The following is a 24354-nucleotide window of genomic DNA, read 5'->3' as shown; positions in this document are numbered from 1 at the left end:
TCGCGGTACAGTTTCAGTCTTCTTTTACGATATCTGATTTGACAAAGTATTGTGTCAATGGGTGAAGGTAATAGCGTGTCTGTTGGAGTGAAACGTTATCTACCTCGACCAGTGAGGCGCGCCATAATTCATCGATTCGCCTGGATACCCGGTTTGTATTTATGCCACTGACACCAGTCACCATGTCCAAGGTACCGCCAAGCCCCGGAGAAAAAACGGCCATTGAAATCAGTAATCTCTGCGCCTCTTCTGAAAGTACACGCCAAGACCGCCAGAAGACACTCTTGTAGAAACCAACATATTCGTCACCCTCTCCTGGTGTAACCGCATCTAGACGGACTGTCTCCAGTGCCTTCAAGACATGTTCAAGAGGTAAGTGATGAAGCTGCCCAACAATTAGTTTGATTGCGAGGGGAGAGCCGCCCGTCGCACTCGCAATCTTGCGTAGCTCGTCGGTGGAGGCCGCTATCACGCGACCTATCCCCTTCATCCTGGCCTCATGACGCGTCAATTGCAAACTGCTTTCTTCATCCAGTCCCGCCAAATGCACTGCATAGACATCGCCTGTGAACCGACGCCGGCTGGTTAGGAGTGCTTTGCAGGAAGGCAGCAACAATGGGGCCAGTCGTTGTGCGAATTCGGCCTGATCAGTTGCCGCAGTTTCTAGGTTATCTAGCACAATCAGAATCCTGGCAGTCTTCAGCAATCCCGCCAGATATTGCATTTGTTCGTCAGCCGACAGACGTTGAATATGGGGAGCACCAAGCTGTCGCCCGACTGCCGAAATGAACGCCTGCCAGGTCAGACGTGTTTCTGCGGCGCCTATCATGCCAGTAGCCCGTGGTTCCCAGATCACGGTATCGAAAAGATGTTCACTCAGGCTGCGCTCGACGAGCTCACGGGCGACCGCGGTTTTGCCGATACCTCCCAATCCGTCAATACCAATCATCGGCTTGACGCTTGGTTCGCGTAGTACCGCCATCAATTCATCCAACAGTGCATCACGTCCCCAGAATCGGGCATAAGGTGCAGGAGGCGGAGCTCCTGCACGGACGGAATCCTTACTGGATGACTCCCGCAGTGAGAGATAGATAGCGACAGGCAAAGAAACGAGAAAGGTCGCTACAAGAGCGCCCCACACCAGCACTTGTCTGTTGGCAACAGCAGGGGTCAGGAATTGGGCTGCCAAATCCGATAGCAAACCAATTATCAGAGTAAACGTACTCGATAAGACGATGGCCACAGCCAAACGACGATTTTTATCCATGCTTTGCCCCTTCGTCTCGCGCCGCCACCTTCTCGGCCCGCGTCAGGTGGCGGTCGTTCAACCGCTCGCTGCCGTCGGGGTTCTTGCCGCGGTCCTTGTTCCAGTTGATCGTGAACTTGCTGCGCAGCACGCCCGCGGTGACAAACGGCCGGATGTTGAGCCGCACGCCGTCGTTGAGATCCGGCGCCCAGCCGATGGGCTGCTGATGCAGCGGCTTCCAGCGCACGTAGATGTCGTAGGGCGGCTCGCCTTCCAGGATGGCGACCAGTTTCTTTTGCAGCGCCAGCGCGGCCACCAGCCGGCCGTCCGCGCCGCCGATGCTGGCGCCTTGTTCGTCCCGCTGCCGGCTGATCCACGCGCCCAGGTACGTGTAGGTCAACTTTTCCAGCCGGGCCCGGTCGAGCTTGTGGTAGTTGACCAGCGCCGCGAAGCCATCCTTGCGGCCATCCCAGATGTGCCAGATGAAGGGCCGGTTGTGGAACAGCCTGCAATGCTGTGAGAAGAAGCCGTCGGCCAGCCAATCGTCCAGCGTTTTGCCCGCGTAGCCCACGGAGGCCAGCAGCCGCTCTTGCTCCGCGGCCGACCAGGCGGGGGATTGCGGATTGCCGATTGGCGATTGCCGATTGCGGATTGCCGATTGCCGATTGGCGAAGGCTGCGGCCAGGAGTGCGCGCAGGCGTTCGGCCGCGGGTTGTTCGCCGGCGACCGCGGGCAGGCAGACGATGCCGTCCGCATCGGCGAAGGCATCCAACGTGTCACCCTGAGGCCCGGCAGGCCGAAGGGTCTCGGCTTGCTGCGGCCAACGGTAGCCCAACAGCCGCGCGACCGCAACCTGCAGCGGCTCGGTCGCGCCCGCGGGGTGGCCGGCGAAGAGCCATTGGGTGGGGTCGTTGGAATGGGGTTCGGGGAGGGGACCGGCTGTGTCAGCCAACCGTTGCCAATGGGGTAGGTCGAACGGGATCTTGACCAGGGAATCGTTTGTGACTGCGAGTGACTTGTCTACCCGACGAACCGCTTCATGATAATCAGGTGACTGGCAAAACGTCCAGATCGCCGCCAAGTGTACAGGATCCTTGGGCACTACGGCTCCCGTATTGTTATCGTATAGCTCCCCAGAATAAAGCGCACACGGCAAGTCACCCATTTGGCTCACAGCAACGCCATGACGACCGTACGCCGGGTTTTCGAGGCCTGGACGCAACATTCCTTGTCCGCCAGATGACCAGTTGATGATATGCTCACGGCCACCAAACTGCTGCGTCGTCTGGACGGTGCTCTGTAAGAATCGCCATCCCTCGCGCGGCAGGTTGATCTCCCAGAAACAGTGAATCCATCGGGCACCATCTCCAGTAACGACCCCACGGGGTGACCAAACATAATCCTGAAGCAGCTTCGCCTGTGTTTGAGTTTTCAGTAGAATCCTGGCGTCTGGATTTTGTGCTTGAGCAGCCTGTGGAACAACCTCAAGGTCCGCGCTCTGAAGCAAGTCGGCCTTCTCTGTAGGCGTTTTTCCGAACGACACGTCCATACCGAAGATTGCTTGACCTGATGGCGCAAAGTCCTTGCTGAAGAGCAAGAGGGCCGGCTGTACAATCTCACCTGTGATCGTCTCAAATGCTCTGGGTCCAAGCCAATTGACAGAGTGCCAGCACTGTTCTCGGAGCATTTTCCGTCGCAGTTTCATGTAGGAACCAAGGGAGAGCCAGTTCTGAGGGGTTACTAGCGAATAGGATCCTCCTGCCGCCGTGTAGCCACGACATCGCTCCACAAAAACTGTCGCAAGGTCCATCTTGCCATCGGGATGATGTTGCTCGCAGAACCTCTTGAGTATCTCTGTCTGCTTTTTGAACCCGATGTACGGCACATTCGTGGCCACCAACATATACCGTCCCGCCAGCAGCTTCGCCGCCTTCGTCACCCCCTCGGCCGCCGCGCCCAACACGGCCGCGGCCGGATCGTCGCGCTCCTTCGCCAGCGCCTTTTCCAGCAGCGGCGCGACCTCCTCGTAGTCGGCGGTGAACATGCGCTCGGCCAGCGGCACATCCGCGGGGTTGATCAGGCTGCCCAGGGTCGGCGCGTTCGTGAAGAGCTTGTGCAGCCGCTCCAGCGCGATGCGCAGCCGCTCATCCCCGCGGGCCAGGCGCAGCCAATCCTCCAACTGGCCCGTAACCGCGATGCCGGAGCAGGCGATGTTCGGGGTCGGCAGGGGCCGGTAGCCGCCGCTCTTCCACGCGGCCAGCGCCAGCGCAAAGGTCGCGATCTGCGTGCAGCGCGGGTCCAGCTCCAGCATGAACAGGTTGTCGCGGATGGCCGCATCGCCGGCCGCGGTCGCATCCAGCCCCTCCTCTTCCATGCGCATCCGCCGCAGCATCTCGAACTCGGCCACGACGAAGTGCCCAGAACCGCCGCAGGGATCCATGCACGTGATCGCCGCGGCGCGGTCGGGCCAGCCGGGGAAGACGCCCGCTGCGGGGATTTTGGATTGCCGATTTTGGATTGCCGATTGCGGATCCCCGTCGCTGACTCCTGACTCCTGTCCCCTGTCCCCTGATTCCTGACCCCTGTCCCCTGACTCCTGGTCTACCCACCGCAAATACTGCCACTCCCGCACCAGCTGGCTATCGGGGTGGCGCGCCGCCCACCAGGCGCCGAGGGAGTTCTCCAGCAGGAAACGCACCATGTAGTCTTCGGTGAAGAGCTGGGTCACCGGCGCGAGGTCAGGCCCCCCGATCTTGCGGCCGCTGGCGTTGACCTCTTTCTTCTTGTCGGTCTGCCAGAACTGGTAAACCCAACCCAGGCCGTCGTCGGCGGTGAAGACCGCAGGCGGCAGGCCGGCCAGGATTGCTTCCAGCTTCTGCCGGCCCTCCGGCGCAAAGACCACCTGGACGGTCGGATCGTTCGCGGGGAAAATGCCGGGCAGCATCGCGCCCGCGTAGCGTGCGGCCAGATCCCAGGCGTCGGCTGCTCCTTCTTCCGGCGCCAGTTCCGCGCACTCTGCCAGCGACACCGGCACGCGGAGGGTGGGGTGCATCAGCAAATGATTCTCGGCCAGGAAGCGAGCGAAGAGCATCCGGTGCCACTGCTGGTAGGCGACCTCATGGGTCAGGAGAGGCAGCGCATCGGACTTGGTGTCATCGCCCAGTTGCCGCGCTTTCGCGCGCAGGCCGCGACGGAGCTGGCGCTGCGGCTCGTCCATGGTGGCGAACGGCTCGCTGCGCGTCACGGCCAGGGTGGTCAGCGCGGCGCGCGCCGCCTCTTCCGCGGCCCGCCGCGCGGCGATGATCGCGTTTTCGAGAGTTTTGCGCAGGTCGGTAGGTAGTGGTGGCATGATGACTTTATTCCCGCAATGCTCAGCTCACGTCTGCTATCTGGCGCATCAGTGCAAATAGATCGGCGATGGGTTCCGGAATCTCAGCGCAGGTGCAAGTCTCGGCAAGTTTTCTACCAAACTCAGGCTTGCTCCATCCTGCGAACGGCTCTCGCCGGTTCTCCCATACAGCTTTGCCGATAGCATCTGAGAACTTGCCCTGCCCGCGAATCGCGGCGATGTCTGAACTCTGCCAGTTGCCTGCGGCCTTGGGCCAATGGCCGTCAAGACAGCGTGCAATGAGTTCATCGATAAACACATCCTCGAACTCGCACGATCCGATGAACCTTACATGTGTTTCTATGAACGTTGGGGAGAAGCCTGCCTCTCGAAGTACATCAGCAGTCAACTTGGCGGCTTTCTGTGTCTGGGTGTCGCTATCGGCCAGGACAATCGTCAGCTCTTGGCGGTTACGGCTCCACAGCTTCAGGAATTCTTTGAAGGCACCATTACCACTGACATTCACGATTCTTATCCCGTCCTCGAGAAGGCTTCGTCCAAACGCCTTGCGATACAGGATCGGAAGCGCGTTCTCTTCAGTCGGGCCTTCGATCAACACGTAACATCGTTCATAGAATATGAGCGAGTTAGTGATACCCAGCTCGTGCGCGATATTGCTGAGGAAGGACTCGATCTCGGGATCGCCATCGGTTTCAAGGAATGAGACTTCGGTGCAACCCTCGCCGCACATTCGGAAAAGCCGGATGCTCTGTGCTGGTGCTCGGTCGATCATGGTGAGCGAATGCGTGCAGAGGATCGCCTGGACGCGAGAGTGCGGCGCGCTCACGATATCGGATATGACCTGATACATGAACCGTTGTGCTTCGTAATGCAGGTTCGTGTCCGGCTCGTCGTAACCGCGGATAATGGAGGGCAAGCCGGCCGCGGCCTTTGCCTCCCGTCGAGTGACATCCCGATCCCAGTCCAGGATGCCCATATACATGCGGCGGCGCGTACCGGCTCCGGTTTTGGAGAGCATGCGCAATCCCCGACCAGTGGTGTCAACTGCGAGCTCGCCAGTTTTCAGGCTGGCGGTGAAGTCGAATTTGGGTTCGTAGCCTATGTCGCAGACCTGCTTGTTATATTTTCGGATATAGGCTTCGAGCTTACTGACTTCGTCTCGTAGGCGTTGGTGTGCCTGTGTTTCTACCTTGCGAAGCGGTTCAATCCACTGGCGGGTTTTCGTCCCGTCCTCGTGGTCGACCTCTTCGTAGATGGTCTGCTCGTAGACCTGTTTTAGGGTTCCGGAAATCAGGTTTTCAGGTGCGTTGTAGTCCAAAGTGTTGTAACGCTCAAACCTTGGCAGGAACTCGCCCCACTTGCCTTGCGTTGGCACCCATTTTTGAACCTTCAAGGCGCTGGCTTTGTACTCTGCCAGCCAAGTAAGGCGCTTTTCGGCGTTGCTGATGTCGGCTTGCGGCACTGTGGGGTTAAGCGTCGCGATCAGGTCTTTTTGATCCTGTACACTGAGCTTCGCGAAATCCTGGTCAAGCCGGTTGTCCTGCGGCACCTCACCCCAATAGCAGCATTCTCTTGTCGGGGGGGTCCGGCTGAAAGTAAACTGCACGCGCAGACAGTCGCTCAGAGCGAAGGGCCGCGCATTGTCATCGCCATCTTCATCGAGCTGGAAAGCCAATTCCGCTTCGGCCGCGTCGACCGTCTTCCCGTTTTCGTCTTGGTAGAAGTCGGAGCTGTCGGGCCGCCCTCCGGATAGACACATGCTGATCAGGTCAAGAACGGAGCTCTTACCGGAATCATTCTCGCCGATCAGTACAGTGAGCGGCGAGAAATCCAAGTCAATTCTCTGGAGTGACCTGAATCCCGTGGCTTTGAGGTTGGTGAGACGCATGTGCCCTCAGTCTCCTGTTGTTATAGAATGACCGGGTTTCCGGTTTCAATGTGCTTGAGGATTTCAGCCCGTAACCCTGCCAAGTATTGATCTACATCTTCTGTAGTGTGTAGCGTCGCCGGCTTCGGCCGCACGCGCACCGCCTTCGGCTCCAACATCTTCGCCGCCTGCTCGCGCGCCTGGCGCAGGCGCGTGGGCACGACCAGCGCCTCGGTGACCCAGGCCTCCAGCGGCTTGGCATCCAGGCTGGTCAGGAGCAGGTCATCGGCGCCAATGCGCAGTTCGTCAATCGGGCCAAGCCCCTGGGCGTGCAGGATTTGACGCCACTGGGCATCGCTCAGCTTCGTCCACTCGGCCGTGTCGTGCAGTCCGGCCAGCTCCCGGTCGCGGCCATCTATCACGCGCTGCCGGGCGTCCTGCAGGGCCCGGCGCAGGTCGCCGGTCATGGCGTCCAGCAGCGGCTTGACCGGGTCTGGTTCAGCCAGGAGCAGGCGTTGCGCGATGATCGCTTCGACCTGCGGTCGCACGGCAGCGGCAATCGGCCGGCTGCCGGCGTGAGTCAAGAGTCGCCGCAGCACGTCCCAGCGCGGCAGGCGCTCATCTCGGGCGGTCCTGGCTTGACCCCAGGCGCGCTGCTGCGCCAGGAGCGTCTCCCGCGCCTCGAAAACCGCGGCGAACTGCTCGTTGCCGCCCAGGGCCTGCAAGTCCTTGATCGCATCTATCGCCGGCTTCTCGGGCAAGGGCGGCGGGCCGCCGGCCTCGGCCGCCAGGCTGCTCAGCTTTTCCAGCACGAGTGGGATCGCCTGTGCTTCCTCGCCGCTCTTGACAGCCAGCCCCAGGTCCTGGATCAGCTTGCGCACGCCGATTCGCTGCGCCGCGGTGATGATGACAGCCTCGTTCTTGAATTCGGTGATGCCGATCTGCGACTGGACGATCTGCCTGGCGGTCAACGGCTGGACGTTGCGTTCGGCCCGCACCGTATTGGCGGCGACCAGCGCCAACAGCGCGCCGTCAATGGCGTCGCCGCCCCAGCCGTAGCCCGCGCCGCCGAACTGCTTACGCACCTCCGCGCCCCTTCGCTTTTGGTTCCCCAGGAAACTGCGAATCTCCTTACACACCGGGTGATCCTCGGCGTTGCCGGCAAAACCGAGGGCCGACAATGGATCTCCCGCACCTTCGCCGGCGCGCCGGACGACCTTGCCCCAGTTGGCGTCATCGGCCATGCCGAAGTTGGGAAAGAGCCGCGCCAGCGCGTTGCCGATGGCTGTCTCGAGCGAGGCAGTCAGGGTGTCCCCGGCGATCTCGTTGCCGCCGCCCTGGTAGACACGGGCCTGAGCGATGCTGGCGCCAATGCCTGCAGCCACGCGTTCCTTTTCCGAGGTCAAACGCGAAAGCATGGCCTGCTGCGCGGCGGCGCCTTCTTGGGTCGTCTTGGGGGTCGGTTCGGCATCCAGGGTTGCCGCGGCCGCTGCGGCCGCGGCCAACGCGGCCTTGAGCATTTCATCGCCCGCTCGCGGCAGGAACACGAACACGATGGGGCTGTCGGCGCCGGCGACCTGGGCCTCGTCTCGGAATGCCTTTTCGGACGTTGACCAGCCGTCGCGCACCCACACCGGCACGGCATCCGATCCAGCCGGCGGCGCGTCTGCGCCAAAATGGGTCTCGAAACGCCGGGTGGTCTTGCTTTGACCCTGCGTCGGCCGGATCCTCTTCAACACCGCCTGCATCGCGTCGCGCAGTGCGGCGGCCCGGTCTGCCGCGATGCGCGCATCATCGGCCTTGATGCGGCTGAAATGGGTGTTGTAGACGCGTGTCCACTCACGGCTCTCCTGCGTTTGTAGGCGGAAAGCGCCTTCGACGGCCATCAGCACACCGCTTTCCACCAGTTCTGCCAGCAGTCCGGGGATCTGCCCGCGCAGGCCCGCGCTGCCGGCGGTCAAGTCCTCCACCAGCAAATCGGCCAACGTATCTGGAGTGGCGCGCAGCCCGGTCGCCCGCAGGCCGGTCCCCGGCAGCTCGCCGATCAAAAAGATCAGGGCGCATAGCCGCGCCTTGAGCACGCCGGCCCCCGAACCATCCTTGCGGAGGTCGTCAATCGCCGCTGCGATTTCCGGCAGGAGAACCCGCCCCAGCAGCATGGCCGACTTCTGTTGGTCGTACAGGGTATCCGCTCCAACCACGACGCCCAGCGGTCGATCGGCCACGCCCCTTGTCGCCTCATGAACCACACGCAATTGGGTACGCAGTTGCGCCGCGGCGCCCGCGCGGTCAATCGCCCGTAAGGTGCGTTCCCAAAAGCGCCGCCGGGTGGGCAGCAGGGGGTAATCCGGCGCTAGATCGCCGCTATCCCCGCTGGCGGCCCCGATCTTACTGCCCGCCAGGTGTCGGTTGATCTCACCGCTGGCCGCGTCCAGCACAGCCTGCAAGGCCGGCGCCTTGCTCGGCGCCTTGCGCAGCACCACCTCCCGCACGACTCGCTCCACATCCTTGTCTTCCAGGGTCACCCGAACCGTAAACCGGTCTTGCAGCTTGGAAAGTTGGGGTGTTGCTTCCAGCGCGGCCTGACCTGTGCCCACGAAGAGGATGCGGCTGCCGAAGCGGGTCGAACACGCCTCTACGATCTCCTGCACCGCCAGCGCACGCTCGGGCTGCTCACCGATGGATTGCTGCAGCTCGTCCAATACCAGCAAAGTCAGGGGCAGCTTGCCGGGCGTCTTCGATTGCAGGCGCAGCACATCCGCCATGGCTTGCAGCATCTCGTCGTCATCAATCTCAGTCTTGCCGGGAAACTCCTCTTGCAGCTTGTCAGACACGCCCAACGGTTCGGCGGCCAGGCCGGGATAGGCGTCATGGATGCTCTCGGCCAACTCCAACGAGACATGCATGTTCGTCAGTTCGAACCCCAGGTCAGCGCCGCGCTGACTGACGCCGGTCGCGACCGCTTCGTAGATTCCTTTCAGCTTGAGCCACATGACCAGGCGCGCCGGCGCGTATTCGACCGGCAGGCCCGCGCTCCGAAAGAGGATTTTCAACATGTCGAGGTGGATATTGGGGCTTGCGCCCAGTTTGCCCGCAGCCGCCCAAAGCCCGCCGTGGCGCACTCCCGCCGTAGTGAGCTCCACCAACAGGTCGTTCACTTCGGTGGGCAGTGTGAGCAGCCCGCGCGCCTGCGCGCCATCTGGCAAGGTCACGTTGTTCCAGAGATACTGCAGTACGCGCACGAAGTGCGACTTGCCGCTGCCATAGAAGCCGCTCACCCAAACGGCCGGCTGCTTGGGTTTTGCCAGGTGTCCGAGGTAAGTGGACAGCACGCGCGTCAGGCCGCGTTGATACTCACCCTCGCACACGAACGAGGTCAACTCATAGCGCAGGACGTCCCACTCTTCAGGCCGCTGCGGGTCGCCAACCACGGTGACGCCATCATTGGGAATGATGAAGGTTGTCGGATCCTTGCTGAAGACTTCTCGATTGAGCATGGCCTCATCCTTGAGTTTCTGCGGTAATCGGCACGGCCAGATAATCCTGGCCATCCCTGGCATCCAATAAACGATAGACCTTGTTCTCGTAACGTCCGGGGAAGAAGATCAATAGGCGGCCGATCACTGTCCCGGTCACCTGACCGAGCACATCGGACGCACGCACGACGCCGAACAACGATCCCAGCCCGCTCACCGCCACGACCGTGCGGTTGTCCACGTCGGATGCGGCCAACGCGGCTTTGATTTGCTCCGCGGCAGCCGTGGCAAATCCGCTCAGCGCGGCCTCGTTCAGCAGATGCGGGCGTTGGAAGTAGGATTCACGGTAACGGTGTGCGGTCATCCAGCGGGCAAATGCATCCGTGAGATCAACGTGCCGCCAGCCGTGGCCGGCTCTTTCGGTAACAATCTGAAACTCCTGCACGCGCAAGCGCAAGCGGCGTTCCTGGGCCGGTTCATAGACGACGAACCAGACCTTCTCGGCGCCCGACAAGCGCTCGGCCCAGGGCATCCCAACCAGGTGTTCGTATTGCTGCAAGAGGAGCTCGATCTCACTCACCGGCCGCCCCCTCCTCGTCCCTGAGCAGATAGGAGAAACGCACCTCGGTCACGTCGCCGACGCGCCGATACTCCAACCACCCCAGGCGCGCCGCGACAAAGGCCTGCTCATGCAACTCGGCTGTGGCAGCGTCCGTGATGCGCGCCCAGAACGTCTCGAACAAGGCAGCCCCACGCGCGCCGCACAGATACCCCAAAAAGAGGGCATAGGTCACGGCCGCCGGGCCGCGGGCAAGGGCAGCCCGCACCTTGTGAGATCGTCCTTGCAGATGACCCGCCTGGGTCCAGGTTGAGGCCGCATGCCGGCTGATGCTGGCGCGGCTCATGGGGTTCAACCGATCGGAGAATTGTTCTGTAACCGCTTCAGCCAACATCCCTGCGCTAACAGGGTCGCCAGGGCGCGCGTCTATCACGGGTTTGGCCGTTGCTCGCAGCAGTGGGTCACGCGCCAGCGCCGCCAGCAGGGCCAGGGATGGCTGCTCGGCTGGCGCTTCGTCCCAAAGATCGCGCAAAGCGCGGAAGATAACCATCGAGCGACTCAGGCCATACAACTCGCGCAAGCGGCGCAACGACTCACGACGCGTGGTTTCAGTGCGTTTGAGGAGTACGTTTTGCGCCACGACTGCGGCGCTGTACTGCTTATAGGCGGCGGAAGGCGGACATGCGTCCAACAGGGCGCGCAACTCGGACAGCATCATGGTGCGGCTGGCGTGCGGCCCGCCGGGGCCGTTGTCGAAGCCGAAGTGTAGAGCGGAGTCTGGGATGGTGATCATTGTTCAACCCACAAGATTGCATCCTTGCCGACGCCCTCCGGCCAGGAGGCGGGGCCTGCAAGATCAACACCGTTCAGCGCAGGCCCTGCCGGAGGCGTGACGTGTCCATGCGACAATCACGCCTCCAGGGCGCGCTTTATTCCCTACACCCATCCCTACACTCGTTGTTTCAAAGAGCGGCGTTGGGGATGATGGTCACCTTGCGGTTTTCGCCTTCGCCGACGCTTTCGGTATGCACTTCCGGGTGATTGCGCAGGGCGATGTGGATGATGCGGCGCTCGCGGGCGGGCATTGGCTCCAGGGCCAGGGTGCGGCCGGTGGCGGCGACACGTTCCGCGGTGCGCGTAGCCAGTTGCTGCAGGGCGCGCTCGCGGCGGTTCTTGTACTCTTCCACATCCACGACGACGTTGCTCCAATGATGCAGGCGATGATTGAGCATCAGCCGGGTCAGGTATTGCAGGGCGCTGAGGGTTTCGCCGCGGCGGCCAATGAGGATGCCGAGGTCGTTGCCGACGATGTCCAGGATCAAGGTTGACTCGTCGTCGCGGCCAGGCATGTCGGGCGCAGCCGCATGGCCGCGCACCGTGGCATTGATGCCCATCATGTTGAGCAGATTGCCCAGAATTTCCGCGGCTGTGTCCACCAGGACGGCATCGCTGACGGGAATCTTGTCGGCTTTGGGTTTGGCCGCGGGCGCCGGCTCTGCGCTGGCGGTCGCTTGCTCAGGCGCGGCGACCGGCGCGGTTTGCACCAGTTCCAGGGACGCGGCCACGGGCAACTCTGGTTTCGCCGGCCGCGACGGCAGACTGACTGGTTTCGGTTCGGGGGGCAGCTCCAGCCGGGTTGGCCGCGGCGGCAGGCTGACCGGTTTCGGTTCCGGGGGCAGTTCCAGCCGGGTTGGCCGCGGGGGTGGGCTGACTGGTTTCGGTTCCGGGGGCAGCTCCAGCCGGGTTGGCCGCGGGGGTGGGTTGACTGGTTTCGGTTCCGGGGGCGGTTCCAACCGGGTTGGTCGCGGGGGTGCGGCCGCGGGCGCGACCGATGGCCGCGGGGTCAGGCGTACACGCGCATCTTCGGCCCCAAAACCGAGGATGCCACGGCTGCCCTCGGACAACACCTCGATGTCCACCTGTTCGCGCAATAGGTTGAGACGGCGCAGGCCCTCACGAGTGGCCGCGTCAACCGTCTTGGCGCGAATTTCAATGCTTTCTTCTGGGGTAGCCATAGCCAACTTACTTCCTCTTCTTTGTGCGACGTCGTGCTTTGACAGCACCGGTTTCAGGTTCGCGCGACTCGGTGATTTTGGCCTCACTGGGAATGGACGATTGTCCTGGCGTACCCATGGCCGGCGCGATGCTGCTCAGAGTGATGCCGGGAATCTTGAGAGAGCCCCAGCCGGTCACAAAATACTGTTGAATCATGCTGAGGATGTTGCTTACCACGTAATAGAGGGAGAGACCGGCGGGCAGGGAGATGAAGACGAAACCAAAGACCAGCGGCATAAAGGTCATGGTTTGCTGCATGGTCGCCTGCTGCGGGTCCTGGTCCTGCTTGGAGGCGGTGGCCGGCTGCGACATTTTTTGCAGCATGATCTGCGTCAGCACCAGCAAGACGGGCAGGATGAGGTAGCCAACCAGGGTGCCGTACTGACCGGCGGCGAACTTGGCCGTGATCCACCCCATCCCCTCTGACTGAACAGGGTAGGCCAGGTCTGGAATCCAGAAAAAGGCCTGGTTCACCAATTCGCCGATATTGGTCAGGCGGTAGAGCGCCTGGTAGAGACCGAACAGAATGGGCATTTGAACGAGCAAGGGCAGACAGCCGCCGGCAGGGTTGTAGCCTGCCTCTTTGTACATCTCCATCTGGGCCTTGGAGAGGGCCTCACGATCCTTGCCGTGCTTTTTCTGCAGTTCTTGCATGCGGGGCTGCAGGTGCTGCATGGTGCGCATGGAGCGCAGTTGCGCCATGGTCAACGGCAGCGTGACGACCTTGATCAGGATGGTGAACAGGATGATCGCAAAGCCATAGCTGTACGGCATGCCGACGGCTTGCAGCATTTTGTTCATCCAGGAGAGGGCGGCTGCCAGCGGGAAGACGATCAGCGTCTCCCACCAGCCGTTGGGGGGGGCGTTGGGGTCGGTCGCGATTGGCGCGCCGCAACTGGTGAGCACAAGCATCAGCACCAGCAAGGCAACGATGAGACCAACCGAGCGTAATTTGCGCATCTTGATTCCTTTTAGCAACACAACACAGCATTATCCTCAGGGCACAGGGTCATGACCGCCGGGATTCAGGGGATGGCAGCGCGCGATGCGCTTGACGCCTAACCAGCCGCCCTTGAACACGCCGTATCGCTCAATGGCCTCGTAGGTGTAATGGGAGCAGGTCGGGGTGAAGCGACAACTAGGTGGCAACGCCGGTGAAATGAAGCGTTGATACAGCCGAATGAGTTGCAGCATGAAAGCCTTGGCCATGCGTAAACGATCACAACCTACGATAACAACGATGCGCGTCTCAACAGCGCGAGGCAGGCCGTTTCCAGGGTGATGAAATCGGCCTGGGACGCAGGCGGGCGGGCAATCATGACCACATCCCACCCTGGCCCCATGGCCGCCATGTGTAGGCGGATGATTTCACGCAAACGCCGGCGCACGCGGTTACGGCGCACAGCGTTACCAAGTCGCCGGCTGACAGAGAAACCGAACCGGCATTGATTCAATCCGTTTGGTAACACACACAGAACGAGTAGGGGATTGGTCCACGATTTACCTGCACGACGCGCCTCACGAAAACGCTCAGGTTCGCGCAGTCGGTAGCGACGGTTCACCAGCAGTCGGTCACGGGCCGCTTACTTAGGCGGCATCTTGCGCCACGTCAGGGCGACAGACAACAGCTTGCGACCCTTCAGGCGGCGGGCCTTGATCACGTTGCGACCATCCGTGGTCTGCATGCGCTTGCGAAAACCATGCACACGCAGGCGCCGTCTTACTTTGGGTTGCCATGTTCGCTTTGGCATCAGAGACTCCTATGAAAATAGATTTCCGTTCAACAGCCGTTACGTGAGCGTCAGCCTGAACTTGTTTCTGGTTTATGACAGCAGAAACGGGCGAGGTAGAAAGGCACTCCTCTCCCGTATCGTGTCGTGCATTATACCCGTCTTCTGGCGTGACTGTCAAATGATTAAGGGTGAATCGTCAAGAAACGCTTGCCAACGACGCACCCTTCCGCTATAATGCGCCTCATCCTTGAGATTGGAAACACTGATGATGGCAACCGACGATCTGCGCGGCCGCGTCCGCCTGACCAGCCTGTCCAGTTGCGCGGGCTGAGCGTCGAAATTGGCTCCTGAAGCCCTGGCGCAGGTTCTGCGTCAGCTCGAACCGCTCTTTCCCACCATGCAGCATCCCGCTGTCCTGGTTGGACTCAACGCGCCCGATGATGCCGGCGTCTATCAGCTCAGCGCGGAGCGGGCATTGATTGCGACGACCGACTTTTTCACCCCGATTGTGGATGACCCGTACACCTTTGGCGCCATCGCGGCCACCAATGCCATGAGCGATGTCTACGCGATGGGGGGCGAGGTTCTGTTTGCCTTGAATATCGCCGCTTTTCCCGAGAGCCTGCCGGCCGAGGTGATCGCGCAGATCTTGCTGGGCGGCGCGGAGCAGGTGCGCCGCGCCGGTTCGATCATCCTGGGCGGGCATACGATCAAGAATCCCGAACCGCTCTATGGCCTGGCGGTGGTGGGCGAGGTTCACCCGGCGCGCCTCTTTCGCAAGACCGGCGTGCAGGTGGGCGATACCCTGATCTTGACCAAAGCGCTGGGCACTGGCTTGATCAGCACCGCGGCGAAGCGCGATCAGGCGGACGCGGATGACCTGGAGACCGCCATCGTCAGTATGTTGACCCTGGGGCGCAGCGCGATGCTCGCCGGCCAGGCCGCCAGCGTGCGCTGCGCCACCGATATTACCGGATTCGGCCTGCTGGGCCATGCCTGTGAGATGGCTGAGCGCGGCGCCGGCGCTCTGCAGTTGTCATTGGACGCGCTGCCCCTGCTGCCAGGTACCCGCCGTTATGCAGAGGCTGACATGGCGCCGGGCGGCACGCACAGTAACCGGAGCTTCTTCAGCCCGCGCGTGCAGTTGCAGCCCGGCATCAGCACGGCAGACGAGTTGATCTTGTACGACCCGCAAACTTCCGGCGGTCTGCTCCTGGCCGTACCGGCCGCACAGTTATCCACATTCTACACAACCTGCGCTGAACTCGGTCAGTTGGCCTGGGAAATCGGCCGCGTGGTCGAGGGTCACGGCGTGCAGGTGAGGAAATAAGCCATGCTACCATCGCTTGGAGTCTCTGCCTGGTGCTTTCATGATGCGCTCTACGCCGGTCGTTTGACCCTGCACGACATACCGGCGCGCACGGCTGCACTTGGCTTCGACCTGGTTGAACTCAACGATCTCTTCTACCCGCCGCCGCGCCTCAGCCGCGTGCGCTACCTGCCCTGGCGCGTGTGGGGCAAGCTGCGTGGCCGCGACGCCTGGCCGGCCTTTCAACGCTCCTGGGTGGGCAGCGCGTCGACGCGCCAGCATCTGCGCGCGGCCTGTGATCAGGCCGGGGTGCGCTGTGCGGCGTTCACCCTGAATAGCGACTTTACCGGCAACCCGCGGCAGCAGGAGGCCGCGCTGGCCTATGTGGCCGCGGGTCTGGCCGTCACGCGCAGCCTGGGCGCACCGATCATGCGCGTGACCAGCGACTATCGCGAGAAATCTGATGATATGACGACACCGGGCGTGAGCGAGCGGGTGATTGCCGGGCTACGCGGGGCGATCAAGCTGGCGCAGGCGGCGGACGTGCGCCTGGCGCTGGAGAATCATTGGGGCCTGACCACGGAGCCGGCCGCGATGCTGCGCATGGTGCAGGAGGTCCATTCGCCCTGGCTGGGCGTCTGCCTTGATCTGGGGAATTTCCCGCCGGAGCAGCGTCTGGCAGGCATCGAACTGCTGGCGCCCTACGCCATCCACGCACACGCCAAGGCCGGGCAGTTCACGGAGAGCGGCGAGGAGGTACACATTGATTATGCCGCGGAGTTCGCCATCCTGCAGCGGGCCGGCTATCGTGGCCCCCTGGTGATCGAATATGAGGGCGCTGGCGATCCGGCTGTCGGCATCCAGCGCACGCGTGAGCTGATCGAGCGGCACTGGTCGCCGGCGTAGGCACGCGGACGGGGCCGCGTGACTGACAAAGTCACGCGGCCCCGTTTTTTCTTGGGGGATCATGGCGGTCGCACCAGGCGCCGTTGGTTCTCGAATCTTCAGCCCTAACCTGCCAGCTCCTGATCGGCGGCTGGCGGTGTGCGCAGCAGCCAACGATCGGTGTGTGACATGTGATTGAGGGCCGTCTCCATGTGGGGGACACCGGCGGCCTCGCTGGCGGTCAAGAGGCCGAAACAGCGCCCCAGGACTGCCTCACCGGCTAACAGCAACACCATACCGAGCAGTAACAATCCGCCCATGAGGTTGATGTCGGCCCAGAACGTCAGGGTGACGATGTGACGCAGGGTTTGCGCCAGTGTCCACAGCAGCGTCAGCACCGATGCCTCGATCACATAGATGCTCAGCAGATAGCGCGAGGCGCTACGCAGGCCCACCCGGTGAGCGAAGTAGTACCAGCGCACAACCACATAGCTCAGCCCGGCCAAACCGGCAAAGGCCAGCGCAGGCACGTTGTTGAGCGGGCCAAGTCCGGCCGCGAGGATGATGAGAAACAGGACGAACAAGTCACGAATCTCACGGCGGAGATAGAGTGGATGGAAGGAAACATTGAACAACGAGCGGGGTAGGTCGCGCCGGTTGCTTTTGTTCACGCGGTCGCGTTCTGTCTGCCACATCGAAATTGAGTAAATGCTCGGTGCTACCATGACAACTGCCTCCTGCGGTCAACCGGACGATACAAATTCGACAGGGGGGCGCTGGGCCGTGATGCAGCGCCTTTTGACGATTGTTGCCACACCATGAGTGGGGCCGGCGCAGTGGCGTCCTTGCCACTGCCTTCCAGGATAGCGCCAGACGGTGAGTAGCAGAATAGCCCGTTGGCACTACGAGCACAGGCAGACTCGCTAACGGACGATGGCGTCGGTCATGCGGGCCACGCGCACCATCGCCAGGACATCATGCACGCGCACAATGTCCGCGCCGCGCACAATGCTGACGGCGACAGCGGCCGCGGTGCCTTCGACGCGTTGGTCGGGCGGTAGGTTGAGGGTGTAGCCGATGAACGACTTGCGTGACGGCCCCACCAGCACCGGAAAGCCCAGGGCCTTGATGGCGTCGGTGCGGTTGAGCAGGGTGAGATTTTGTTCGCGGGTCTTGCCAAAGCCAATGCCAGGGTCCAGGATGATTTGGTGAGCGCTAATTCCTGCCTGACGGGCCAGGGCTACAGAAAACTGCAATTCCTGCTGAATGTTGCCCAACAGGTCGTTGTACTGCACCCCGACGTAGCGCCCGCCCAGTCGGGCCTGTTGGGCCTCTTGTTGGGCCTCTTTCGGCCGGCTGCGATTGTGCATCAACACCACGGGGACATGCGCCTGCGCAATGACCTCAGCCAGGCCAGGATCGAGCCGCAAACCCCAAACGTCGTTGACCACACGGGCGCCGGCCCGCAGCGCGGCCGCGGCCACCACAGCTTTGCTGGTATCCACAGACACCGGCAGCGGTACGCGTGCCACCAGGCCCTCGATGACCGGGAGGATGCGGCGCAGCTCGGTCTCCGCGTCCACCGGGCTGGAGCCGGGGCGTGTGCTTTCACCGCCCACGTCGAGGCAATCGGCGCCCTCGGCCCAGAAGCGCTCGCCCTGGGCCAGCGCGGCTGCGATCCAGGCCGCGTCGTCGGCATCCGCACGCGCCAGCCCGTCGCCCGAAAAGCTGTCGGGCGTGACATTGATGATGCCCATGACATAGGTGCGTGTACCCCAGGCGAAAGGCGCAGCCTGCGCAGGGCGCCAGGCAAAGGGATTGAGGGGTGCGGCCTGTGTGGCGAGGTCAATGGGGCCGATCGGCACGATGTGGTCACGGTTCACCTGGCCGAGCAGGCGCTGCATCGTGGTCCCGATGACGGGATGTACGACGTGCGGGGCGATCTCGGCCAGCGGACCTAAAACGAAGGCCCGTTCGTGCAGCCGCGGGTGCGGTAACACGAGGGCCTCGCTGGCATACACCAGGTTGTCGTACAGCAAGAGGTCAATGTCAATCAGGCGCGGCCCGTTGCGCACAGCCGGTTGGCGCCCCATGTCCTGTTCGATCTGCTTGGCGAAGGTGAGCAGGGCGCTGGGGGTCAGATTGGTCACGCCGGCCAGCGCCAGGTTGAGGAAGGGCGGCTGCTCGGTGACGCCCCAGGGCGGCGTTTCGTAGACGTTCGAGAGCGCCCCGATCTGCACGGCCTGGCCCAGACGCTGAATCGCCTGCACCAGGTTGGCGCGGCGCTCGCCCAGGTTGCTGCCCAGGGCCAGGAAGATGGTTGACGCCATCGGCCTAGTCCAGTTGGCGGATGATGGCAATCACCTTGCCCTGAATCTCCACCTCTTCCGCGGGGAAGATCAGCGGCGCGTAGGCTGGATTGGCCGGCTGCAGACGCACGTTACGGCCTTCGCGATAGAAATACTTCAGCGTCGTCTCGCTGCGCTCCGGCAGCCAGGCCGCGACCATTTCGCCGCTTTCCGCGACGCGTTGGCTGCGCAGCACGATCAGGTCGCCGTCGCGCACGAGTGCGTCAATCATCGAGTCGCCGCGCACGCGCAGGGCGTAGACATTTTCTGGCTCGCGCACGATGTCGCGGGTCAGCTCGATGGTGTCGGTGACGATGGGCGCCTCCGCCAGGTCAGGCCGCATGATGGGCGCACCCGCGGTGATGGTGCCGTAGAGCGGGACGCGCACGCCCGTGGCGCTGAGCAGCACGCCCACCGACTCGTGGCGCAGGCGAATGCCCCGTGAACTCCTGGCGTCGCGTTCGAGAATACCGAAATCAGCCAGTTTGGACAGGTTATACTTCACCACGGAGGTGGAGCTGATGTCGGCGGCCTCGCCAATCTCCCGAATGGTGGGTGGGTAGCTGTATTCGCTGATGTAACGGTGGATGAAATCAACGATACGCTGCTGACGTTCTGACAGATTGATGGACAGACTCATCGTGCCTCCTTGTGACCCACATGTCACCCGCATGGTATCAATGGATGGGTGCTTCAACAATGGTTAGCAATAGAAAATGTGTTCGTATGTATTGTAGCACGATTGTTCTATCTGTCAAATTACCCAAAGTATCCCAAATAGCGGAGCCGATATCCCAAAGCGGTAAGGGCGCGACCCCTCGCAGGGCTGCGACGAGACGACGATCTCAGAGGCGCACGGCATCCGCGCCAGGCTGCTGCCACGAATTACACGAATTGAGTCGTCGCACCCAACACCAACCTGCTTGAGCAGGTTTCGGTGTATCAGACCGTGAATTCATTCACGGGGCTGCGATGTTCATTGGCCCCTGCGAGGGTTGGCGGCCGAAGAATCGCCCAACCTTGCGCAGGCCCGCCGGGTAAGGAGCCTTCGCCGTCGAGAACGCCATCGGCTTGCCCGACGATTCGTGCAGCAGCCAGCCTGCGCAAGGGGATTCCTCTCTTGCCCAAAGCCGCGCTCTTGTGCTACAATTTGACACGTTCGCCGCATCAGACAGTATGTGATGTGACCGACAAGGAGGATTTTTGCAAAACTCGACGACATTTGCTCGCCATTTGGTGGAGCTGGTTGCGGACAAGCAGGCTGAGGATATTGTGCTGCTGGAGCTGGCGAAGGTGTCAGTGCTGGCCGATTACTTTATTATGGCAACGGCAAACTCCGAACGACAGATCAAAGCGATTACTGACTATGCCCAGGCGGAGAGCGCCAAGGACGACCGCAAAGCCCTGCACGTGGAGGGCGACACCAATTCGGGCTGGGTTCTGCTCGATTATGGGGATGTGGTCTTGCACGTGATGTCACCCACGCAGCGCGCCTACTACCGGCTGGAAGACCTGTGGCGACAGGCGCCGATGCTGCTGAAGATTCAGTAGGCACGCGTCGCCACCAAAAAAAAACAAACAACCACGAGCGCCGCATGGGCGCTCGTGGTTGTTTTGCGTTTTCTGGTTAATCGCTCTGCAAGGCGCGCAGCAGTTGGGTGACGCTGGTGTTGCCGCCGGAACAGATCAGCCCGACCTTGCGCCCGGCCAGACTGTCACGCAGGCGGTAGGCGGCGGCCAGGGGCGCCGCGCCGGCCGCTTCGGCCAGGGTGTGCGCCCGTTCGACCAGCCAACGCATGGCGCGCAAGATCTCATCATCGCCCAGCAAGAGAAATTCATCCAGGTATTGCCACAGGATGCGCTGCGGCAGCTCGAACGCCGCGCCCGTGGCCAGCCCTTCGGCTACGGTGCGATTGGGCGCCTCGATCATGGCGTGCTGCTGCCATGACAGATACGCGGCAGGCGACGCTTCCGATTGCGCGCCGATGACCCGCAGGGACGGGTTGATCGCTTTGGCGGCCAGGCAGACCCCGGCCGCGCCGCTGCCGCCGCCAATCGGCACGATGATCACCTCCAGGCCCGGCTCATCCTCCAGCATCTCCAGCGCCTCAGTGGCGACGCCGGCGATGAGCGCCGGCTCGTTGCCTGAGTGGATGTAACGGTAACCGTGCGCCTGCGCCAGCTCCTCGCAGTGACGCCGCGCATCATCGAAGCGCGCACCGTGGAGGATCACCTCCGCGTCCATCCCCTGCATCGCAGCCACCTTGCCCGGATTGGCGCCCTCTGGCACCACGATGCGCGCGGTCACGCCAAACAGTCGCGCCGCATACGCCACCGATTGGCCGTGGTTGCCCGTGGACGCAGCGATGACCCCGGCCGCGCGTTCGGCCGCGCTCATCTGCGCCAGCAGGTTGATGCCCCCGCGCACCTTGAACGCGCCGATCGGCTGGTAGTTCTCGTGCTTGACGTAAACCGCCGTGCCGATCAGCGCATCGAGCGCCGGGTAGTTGTGCAGCGGTGTGCGCGCCAGGTAAGGCCGCAGGCGCCGCTGCGCTGCCAGGATGTCCAGCAAGGTGGGAATTTGCATGGCAAAGGCCTTAACAAGTGCTGCCAAAGGCTACGACCACCAGCATGATGTCCACGATATCAATGTGATCGTCGCCGTTGCGGTCATAGCGGTTGTTCCAGCCTGGCGAGGCCGAGGTTTCACCCCAGTGTGCCGCAATCGCGCTGATGTCCTCCACGCCCACGGTGCCGTTGGCGTTGAAGTCCGGGCAGGTGCGGTACGGCGCAGCGGGCAGCGGCCAGACATACGCGCCGCGGCTGCGCGTCCACAGGGCCAGGGTGCTCGCCCCGCTGTCAATCGTCATGTCCCAGATCATGGCGTTGGGCAGCCCGGCCTGGAAGCGATACCAGACCGGCGTGACCTGGTTGATGTCATTGGTGTAGTACAGGCCCCAGTCCGTGCCCACGAACACCTGCTGCGGGAAGCGCGGGTTGGCGATGATCGAATCGGCCGGGATGTTGGGCAGATTGGCCGATTTATTGGCCCAGGTGAAGCTGGCGCAGTCGGCCGTGCAGACGACCTGGAAGACGTGCCCCGGCGTCGTGGGCGTGTTCTGATCGAAACCGCCGACGGCCGCATAACCGATCAGCGGGTTGGCCGGGTCGAGCGCCACGTCCAGGATTGGACGGTTGGGCAGCACGGCGTTGCCGGCCGTCAGGTTCACCCAGATGGCCGAATTCGCCACGCCGGCGCCCAGGTTGCGGCCCCATTGCACGTTGCCGTCATTGGTGCCGACGATGGCCTTCGTGGCGTCGCTCCAGGCGTAGTTCAACTGATTGATGAACGAACGATCGGCCAACGTGTTCTTGGTCAGGTCGCCGCTGTTGATGACCCAAGAGCTGGTCGGAATGCCGCCCAGGATTGTCTCCCAGACGCGGTATGAGCCGGCGATCATGTGCGTGCAGCCGGTGCCCGGGCAGCCATTTTTTTGGATCTCGTAGGGGAAGATGAAGCTGCGCCGGCTGTCGGCCGACCAGCCGCCGGTGGCCGATGACTGGCTGCCATACGCGCCCGTGGTGCTGACGGCCAGGGCGCCGTTCTGGCTTTCCTGGTACCAGCGCTGCCCCAGCATCGGTTCGATGCGGGCAAACATGCCGTCGCCGCCCTTGCGCAGTTGCCAGACCGCCGGCCCCGGGTTGCCCGCGGCCCAAACATAGACCGCGGAGCCGTTGTCCTGCATACCGCCGTTGATACCCGGCGTCGCGGCCGTGGCAAAGTCCTTGGTAATGTCGCCGGAATAGAACTCCAGCGTGCTCAGGCTGTTGTTGATCTGGGTGTACGATTCGCCGCCGTTCGTGCTGACATACGCGCCGCCATCGCTGCCGGCCAGCAAGGTGGTCGAAGAGCCGGGCACGTAGGCCAGCGCATGGTGGTCCACATGCACAACCGTGCCGCCCGCGTAGCCGCAGGTCTTATCGGTGAAGGTGGTGCCGCCGTTAGTGGACTTGAAGATGTCCACGGTGCTCATCAGCAGGATGTCCGAATTGTTCGGGTCAACTGCCACGCCCTGGTCGTACCAGTTCTGGCCGTAGTCGCCATAGCAGCCGGTCAGGCCGGTTTGGCTCGAGCGCTGTGACCAGGTGGTGCCGCCGTCGGTGGTGCGCCAGACGCCCAATTGACCGCCGCGCTGAGCGCCGCCGGTGACGAGAATGGCCTGCACCTGCACGTAGATCACATTGGAGTTACTGGGGGCGATGGCGACATCGAGGCGGCCCAACCGATTGCCGGTCAGCGTGCCCGTGTTGACGGGAATGCCTGTGGCCGTGTCGGCCGGCCAGCCGTTGTCGGCCCGGCTGAGCGTTTCCCAACTCGATGGGCAGCCGCTGGCCGGCAGCAGGGCGCGATAAACGCCGTTGGCGCCGTTGAGATGCAGGTTGGTCTGGACGGTGGTCGCAAAACCACGCGCGCCGATGAAGGCATAGATCTGGGTGTCGGTCCCGATGTCGCGCAGAATGAGGCCGGTGGTGTCCTGGCGCTGCGTGCTGAAGCCGTTCGTCGTACATGGCCCGGTCCAGTTAGCGCCGGCATCGTATGACAGGTAGAGGCCGGTCTTGGTGCCCACCACCACGTTGTTGCTGTTGTTGGGATCCACCCGTACTTTGCCGATGGCCTGATACTGCGGGAAGTTGCCGGCCGCCTGGGGGTAGTAGGGTGCAAAGACGTCGGCGCCCTGATTGGCCCAGGTTGCGCCCTGGTCGGTGCTCTTGAGCAGCACTGCGCTGCCGAAGGAGAAGGAGCCAAAGCGCAGGTCGCCGGTGCCCGCGTAAACGGTGTTGTGGTTGTTGGGGTCAATCACGATGTCGCCAATGGCAATCGTCGCCAGCAGCGGGTCGTCGGTGACGGGCGCCCAGGTGGTGGCCGCTGAACAGCAGTTGGTGGTTTTCCAAACGCCGCCGCCATCCGCGCCCAGATACGCCACGTTCGTACTCACCGGGTCAATCGCCATGACGTTGGTGCGGCCGGCCACCAGGCCATAGCTGTAGCAGCTCAAACAGCCATTGCTCTGCAGCGGTTGTGGTCCCAACGACGTGAAACGATTGGCGTTCAGGGTCAGCGGCGACTCGGTTTGCGCTTTACCGTAGATCACCTCGCCGGCCGGCACCGCGCGCTCGACCTGGCTGTCCTGCGCTGCCGCCTCGCGCACCCAGGCCGGGTTGAACTGGCCCGTGGGGTATGACACCCGGTGGTACCAGTAATCGCCGATTGCCATGAGCGACTCAGATTCGCCGTTTTGCGCGCTGCCGCGCTCGGCCAGATACAGTTCCAGATTGCGATCAGGTTCCGCATCGCCAGACCGGCGCAGGGTCGGGACCGGCGCGGCGGCTGGCGCAAAAATAGCGAGCATGACCAGGAGCAACAAGGCTCCACCCAACAGAACACGAACCACGGATGACTTTGGCATAGCTTTCTCTCCCAGATTCGACGAGATTTGCGGACGGCAGGTGCATCTGATCTACTGCT

General features: G+C 62.6%; 19 protein-coding genes. 3 read left to right on the top strand and 16 right to left on the bottom strand.

The features are described from left to right. Positions 1-13: 13 nt before the first annotated feature. From IPM84_12030 to rpmH, 11 genes are all read right to left on the bottom strand, one after another. The gene (locus IPM84_12030; GenBank protein ID MBK9093478.1) at positions 14-1267 is read right to left on the bottom strand and encodes an AAA family ATPase; all 1254 of its coding nucleotides are present in this window, start codon (positions 1265-1267) and stop codon (positions 14-16) included. Continuing rightward, a complete protein-coding gene (locus IPM84_12025; GenBank protein MBK9093477.1) occupies positions 1260-4595 on the bottom strand; it encodes an SAM-dependent DNA methyltransferase in 3336 nt (1111 codons plus the stop codon). The genes IPM84_12030 and IPM84_12025 overlap by 8 nt, the downstream gene beginning before the upstream one ends. Before the next feature lie 22 nt (positions 4596-4617). Further along, on the bottom strand, positions 4618-6483 hold the full coding sequence (locus IPM84_12020; GenBank protein MBK9093476.1) for an AAA family ATPase: 1866 nt from the start codon (positions 6481-6483) through the stop codon (positions 4618-4620). 20 nt (positions 6484-6503) lie between these two features. Beyond that, positions 6504-9959, bottom strand: a complete 3456-nt coding sequence (gene brxC, locus IPM84_12015; GenBank protein ID MBK9093475.1) for a BREX system P-loop protein BrxC — start codon at positions 9957-9959, stop codon at positions 6504-6506. A 4-nt stretch (positions 9960-9963) separates the two neighbouring features. Further along, entirely contained in the window at positions 9964-10470 is a 507-nt protein-coding gene (locus IPM84_12010) for a DUF1788 domain-containing protein (protein MBK9093474.1), read from the bottom strand. Positions 10471-10510: 40 nt separating this feature from the next. Beyond that, a complete protein-coding gene (locus IPM84_12005; protein ID MBK9093473.1) occupies positions 10511-11290 on the bottom strand; it encodes a hypothetical protein in 780 nt (259 codons plus the stop codon). A 169-nt stretch (positions 11291-11459) separates the two neighbouring features. Further along, a complete protein-coding gene (locus IPM84_12000; GenBank protein MBK9093472.1) occupies positions 11460-12512 on the bottom strand; it encodes a Jag N-terminal domain-containing protein in 1053 nt (350 codons plus the stop codon). Positions 12513-12519: 7 nt separating this feature from the next. Beyond that, the gene (locus IPM84_11995; GenBank protein ID MBK9093471.1) at positions 12520-13512 is read right to left on the bottom strand and encodes a membrane protein insertase YidC; all 993 of its coding nucleotides are present in this window, start codon (positions 13510-13512) and stop codon (positions 12520-12522) included. 36 nt (positions 13513-13548) lie between these two features. Then, on the bottom strand, positions 13549-13761 hold the full coding sequence (gene yidD, locus IPM84_11990; GenBank protein ID MBK9093470.1) for a membrane protein insertion efficiency factor YidD: 213 nt from the start codon (positions 13759-13761) through the stop codon (positions 13549-13551). Positions 13762-13778: 17 nt separating this feature from the next. Next, positions 13779-14114 (bottom strand): ribonuclease P protein component, encoded by a 336-nt coding sequence (gene rnpA / locus IPM84_11985; protein MBK9093469.1) that lies wholly within the window; start codon positions 14112-14114, stop codon positions 13779-13781. A 21-nt stretch (positions 14115-14135) separates the two neighbouring features. Then, positions 14136-14303, bottom strand: coding sequence for a 50S ribosomal protein L34 (gene rpmH / locus IPM84_11980; GenBank protein MBK9093468.1), 168 nt, complete (start codon positions 14301-14303; stop codon positions 14136-14138). Between the two features lie 250 nt (positions 14304-14553). Between rpmH and selD the strand changes: the two genes are divergently transcribed. Both selD and IPM84_11970 read left to right on the top strand, forming a co-directional pair. Further along, the gene (gene selD, locus IPM84_11975) at positions 14554-15615 is read left to right on the top strand and encodes a selenide, water dikinase SelD (GenBank protein ID MBK9093467.1); all 1062 of its coding nucleotides are present in this window, start codon (positions 14554-14556) and stop codon (positions 15613-15615) included. A gap of 3 nt (positions 15616-15618) precedes the next feature. After that, entirely contained in the window at positions 15619-16500 is an 882-nt protein-coding gene (locus tag IPM84_11970; GenBank protein ID MBK9093466.1) for a sugar phosphate isomerase/epimerase, read from the top strand. Between the two features lie 104 nt (positions 16501-16604). On the opposite strand, the gene IPM84_11965 is transcribed toward IPM84_11970, so the two are convergent. From IPM84_11965 to lexA, 3 genes are all read right to left on the bottom strand, one after another. Beyond that, positions 16605-17204, bottom strand: coding sequence for a hypothetical protein (locus IPM84_11965; protein ID MBK9093465.1), 600 nt, complete (start codon positions 17202-17204; stop codon positions 16605-16607). 198 nt (positions 17205-17402) lie between these two features. Then, entirely contained in the window at positions 17403-18809 is a 1407-nt protein-coding gene (gene folP, locus IPM84_11960; protein ID MBK9093464.1) for a dihydropteroate synthase, read from the bottom strand. 4 nt (positions 18810-18813) lie between these two features. Beyond that, entirely contained in the window at positions 18814-19461 is a 648-nt protein-coding gene (gene lexA / locus IPM84_11955) for a transcriptional repressor LexA (protein ID MBK9093463.1), read from the bottom strand. 569 nt (positions 19462-20030) lie between these two features. On the opposite strand from lexA, the gene rsfS reads away from it, so the two are divergent. Next, entirely contained in the window at positions 20031-20378 is a 348-nt protein-coding gene (gene rsfS / locus IPM84_11950) for a ribosome silencing factor (protein MBK9093462.1), read from the top strand. A gap of 76 nt (positions 20379-20454) precedes the next feature. Here the strand turns inward: rsfS and IPM84_11945 are convergent, their stop codons facing one another. Next, entirely contained in the window at positions 20455-21414 is a 960-nt protein-coding gene (locus tag IPM84_11945) for a threonine/serine dehydratase (protein MBK9093461.1), read from the bottom strand. 10 nt (positions 21415-21424) lie between these two features. Further along, a complete protein-coding gene (locus tag IPM84_11940) occupies positions 21425-24295 on the bottom strand; it encodes a hypothetical protein (protein MBK9093460.1) in 2871 nt (956 codons plus the stop codon). Between the last annotated feature and the right edge of the window lie 59 nt (positions 24296-24354).

This window comes from Candidatus Amarolinea dominans, assembly GCA_016719785.1.
GTDB classification, from domain to species: Bacteria; Chloroflexota; Anaerolineae; order SSC4; family Amarolineaceae; genus Amarolinea; species Amarolinea dominans.
This window is presented reverse-complemented; position numbering and strand designations above follow the sequence as displayed.

Excerpts from the sequence above, each read along its gene's own strand:
- IPM84_12030 (MBK9093478.1), bottom strand. The coding sequence starts at position 1,267 with ATGGATAAAAATCGTCGTTTGGCTGTGGCCATCGTCTTATCGAGTACG.
- IPM84_12025 (MBK9093477.1), bottom strand. The coding sequence starts at position 4,595 with ATGCCACCACTACCTACCGACCTGCGCAAAACTCTCGAAAACGCGATC.
- IPM84_12020 (MBK9093476.1), bottom strand. The coding sequence starts at position 6,483 with ATGCGTCTCACCAACCTCAAAGCCACGGGATTCAGGTCACTCCAGAGA.
- brxC (MBK9093475.1), bottom strand. The coding sequence starts at position 9,959 with ATGCTCAATCGAGAAGTCTTCAGCAAGGATCCGACAACCTTCATCATT.
- IPM84_12010 (MBK9093474.1), bottom strand. The coding sequence starts at position 10,470 with ATGCCCTGGGCCGAGCGCTTGTCGGGCGCCGAGAAGGTCTGGTTCGTC.
- IPM84_12005 (MBK9093473.1), bottom strand. The coding sequence starts at position 11,290 with ATGATCACCATCCCAGACTCCGCTCTACACTTCGGCTTCGACAACGGC.
- IPM84_12000 (MBK9093472.1), bottom strand. The coding sequence starts at position 12,512 with ATGGCTACCCCAGAAGAAAGCATTGAAATTCGCGCCAAGACGGTTGAC.
- IPM84_11995 (MBK9093471.1), bottom strand. The coding sequence starts at position 13,512 with ATGCGCAAATTACGCTCGGTTGGTCTCATCGTTGCCTTGCTGGTGCTG.
- yidD (MBK9093470.1), bottom strand. The coding sequence starts at position 13,761 with ATGGCCAAGGCTTTCATGCTGCAACTCATTCGGCTGTATCAACGCTTC.
- rpmH (MBK9093468.1), bottom strand. The coding sequence starts at position 14,303 with ATGCCAAAGCGAACATGGCAACCCAAAGTAAGACGGCGCCTGCGTGTG.
- IPM84_11970 (MBK9093466.1), top strand. The coding sequence starts at position 15,619 with ATGCTACCATCGCTTGGAGTCTCTGCCTGGTGCTTTCATGATGCGCTC.
- IPM84_11965 (MBK9093465.1), bottom strand. The coding sequence starts at position 17,204 with ATGGTAGCACCGAGCATTTACTCAATTTCGATGTGGCAGACAGAACGC.
- folP (MBK9093464.1), bottom strand. The coding sequence starts at position 18,809 with ATGGCGTCAACCATCTTCCTGGCCCTGGGCAGCAACCTGGGCGAGCGC.
- IPM84_11945 (MBK9093461.1), bottom strand. The coding sequence starts at position 21,414 with ATGCAAATTCCCACCTTGCTGGACATCCTGGCAGCGCAGCGGCGCCTG.
- IPM84_11940 (MBK9093460.1), bottom strand. The coding sequence starts at position 24,295 with ATGCCAAAGTCATCCGTGGTTCGTGTTCTGTTGGGTGGAGCCTTGTTG.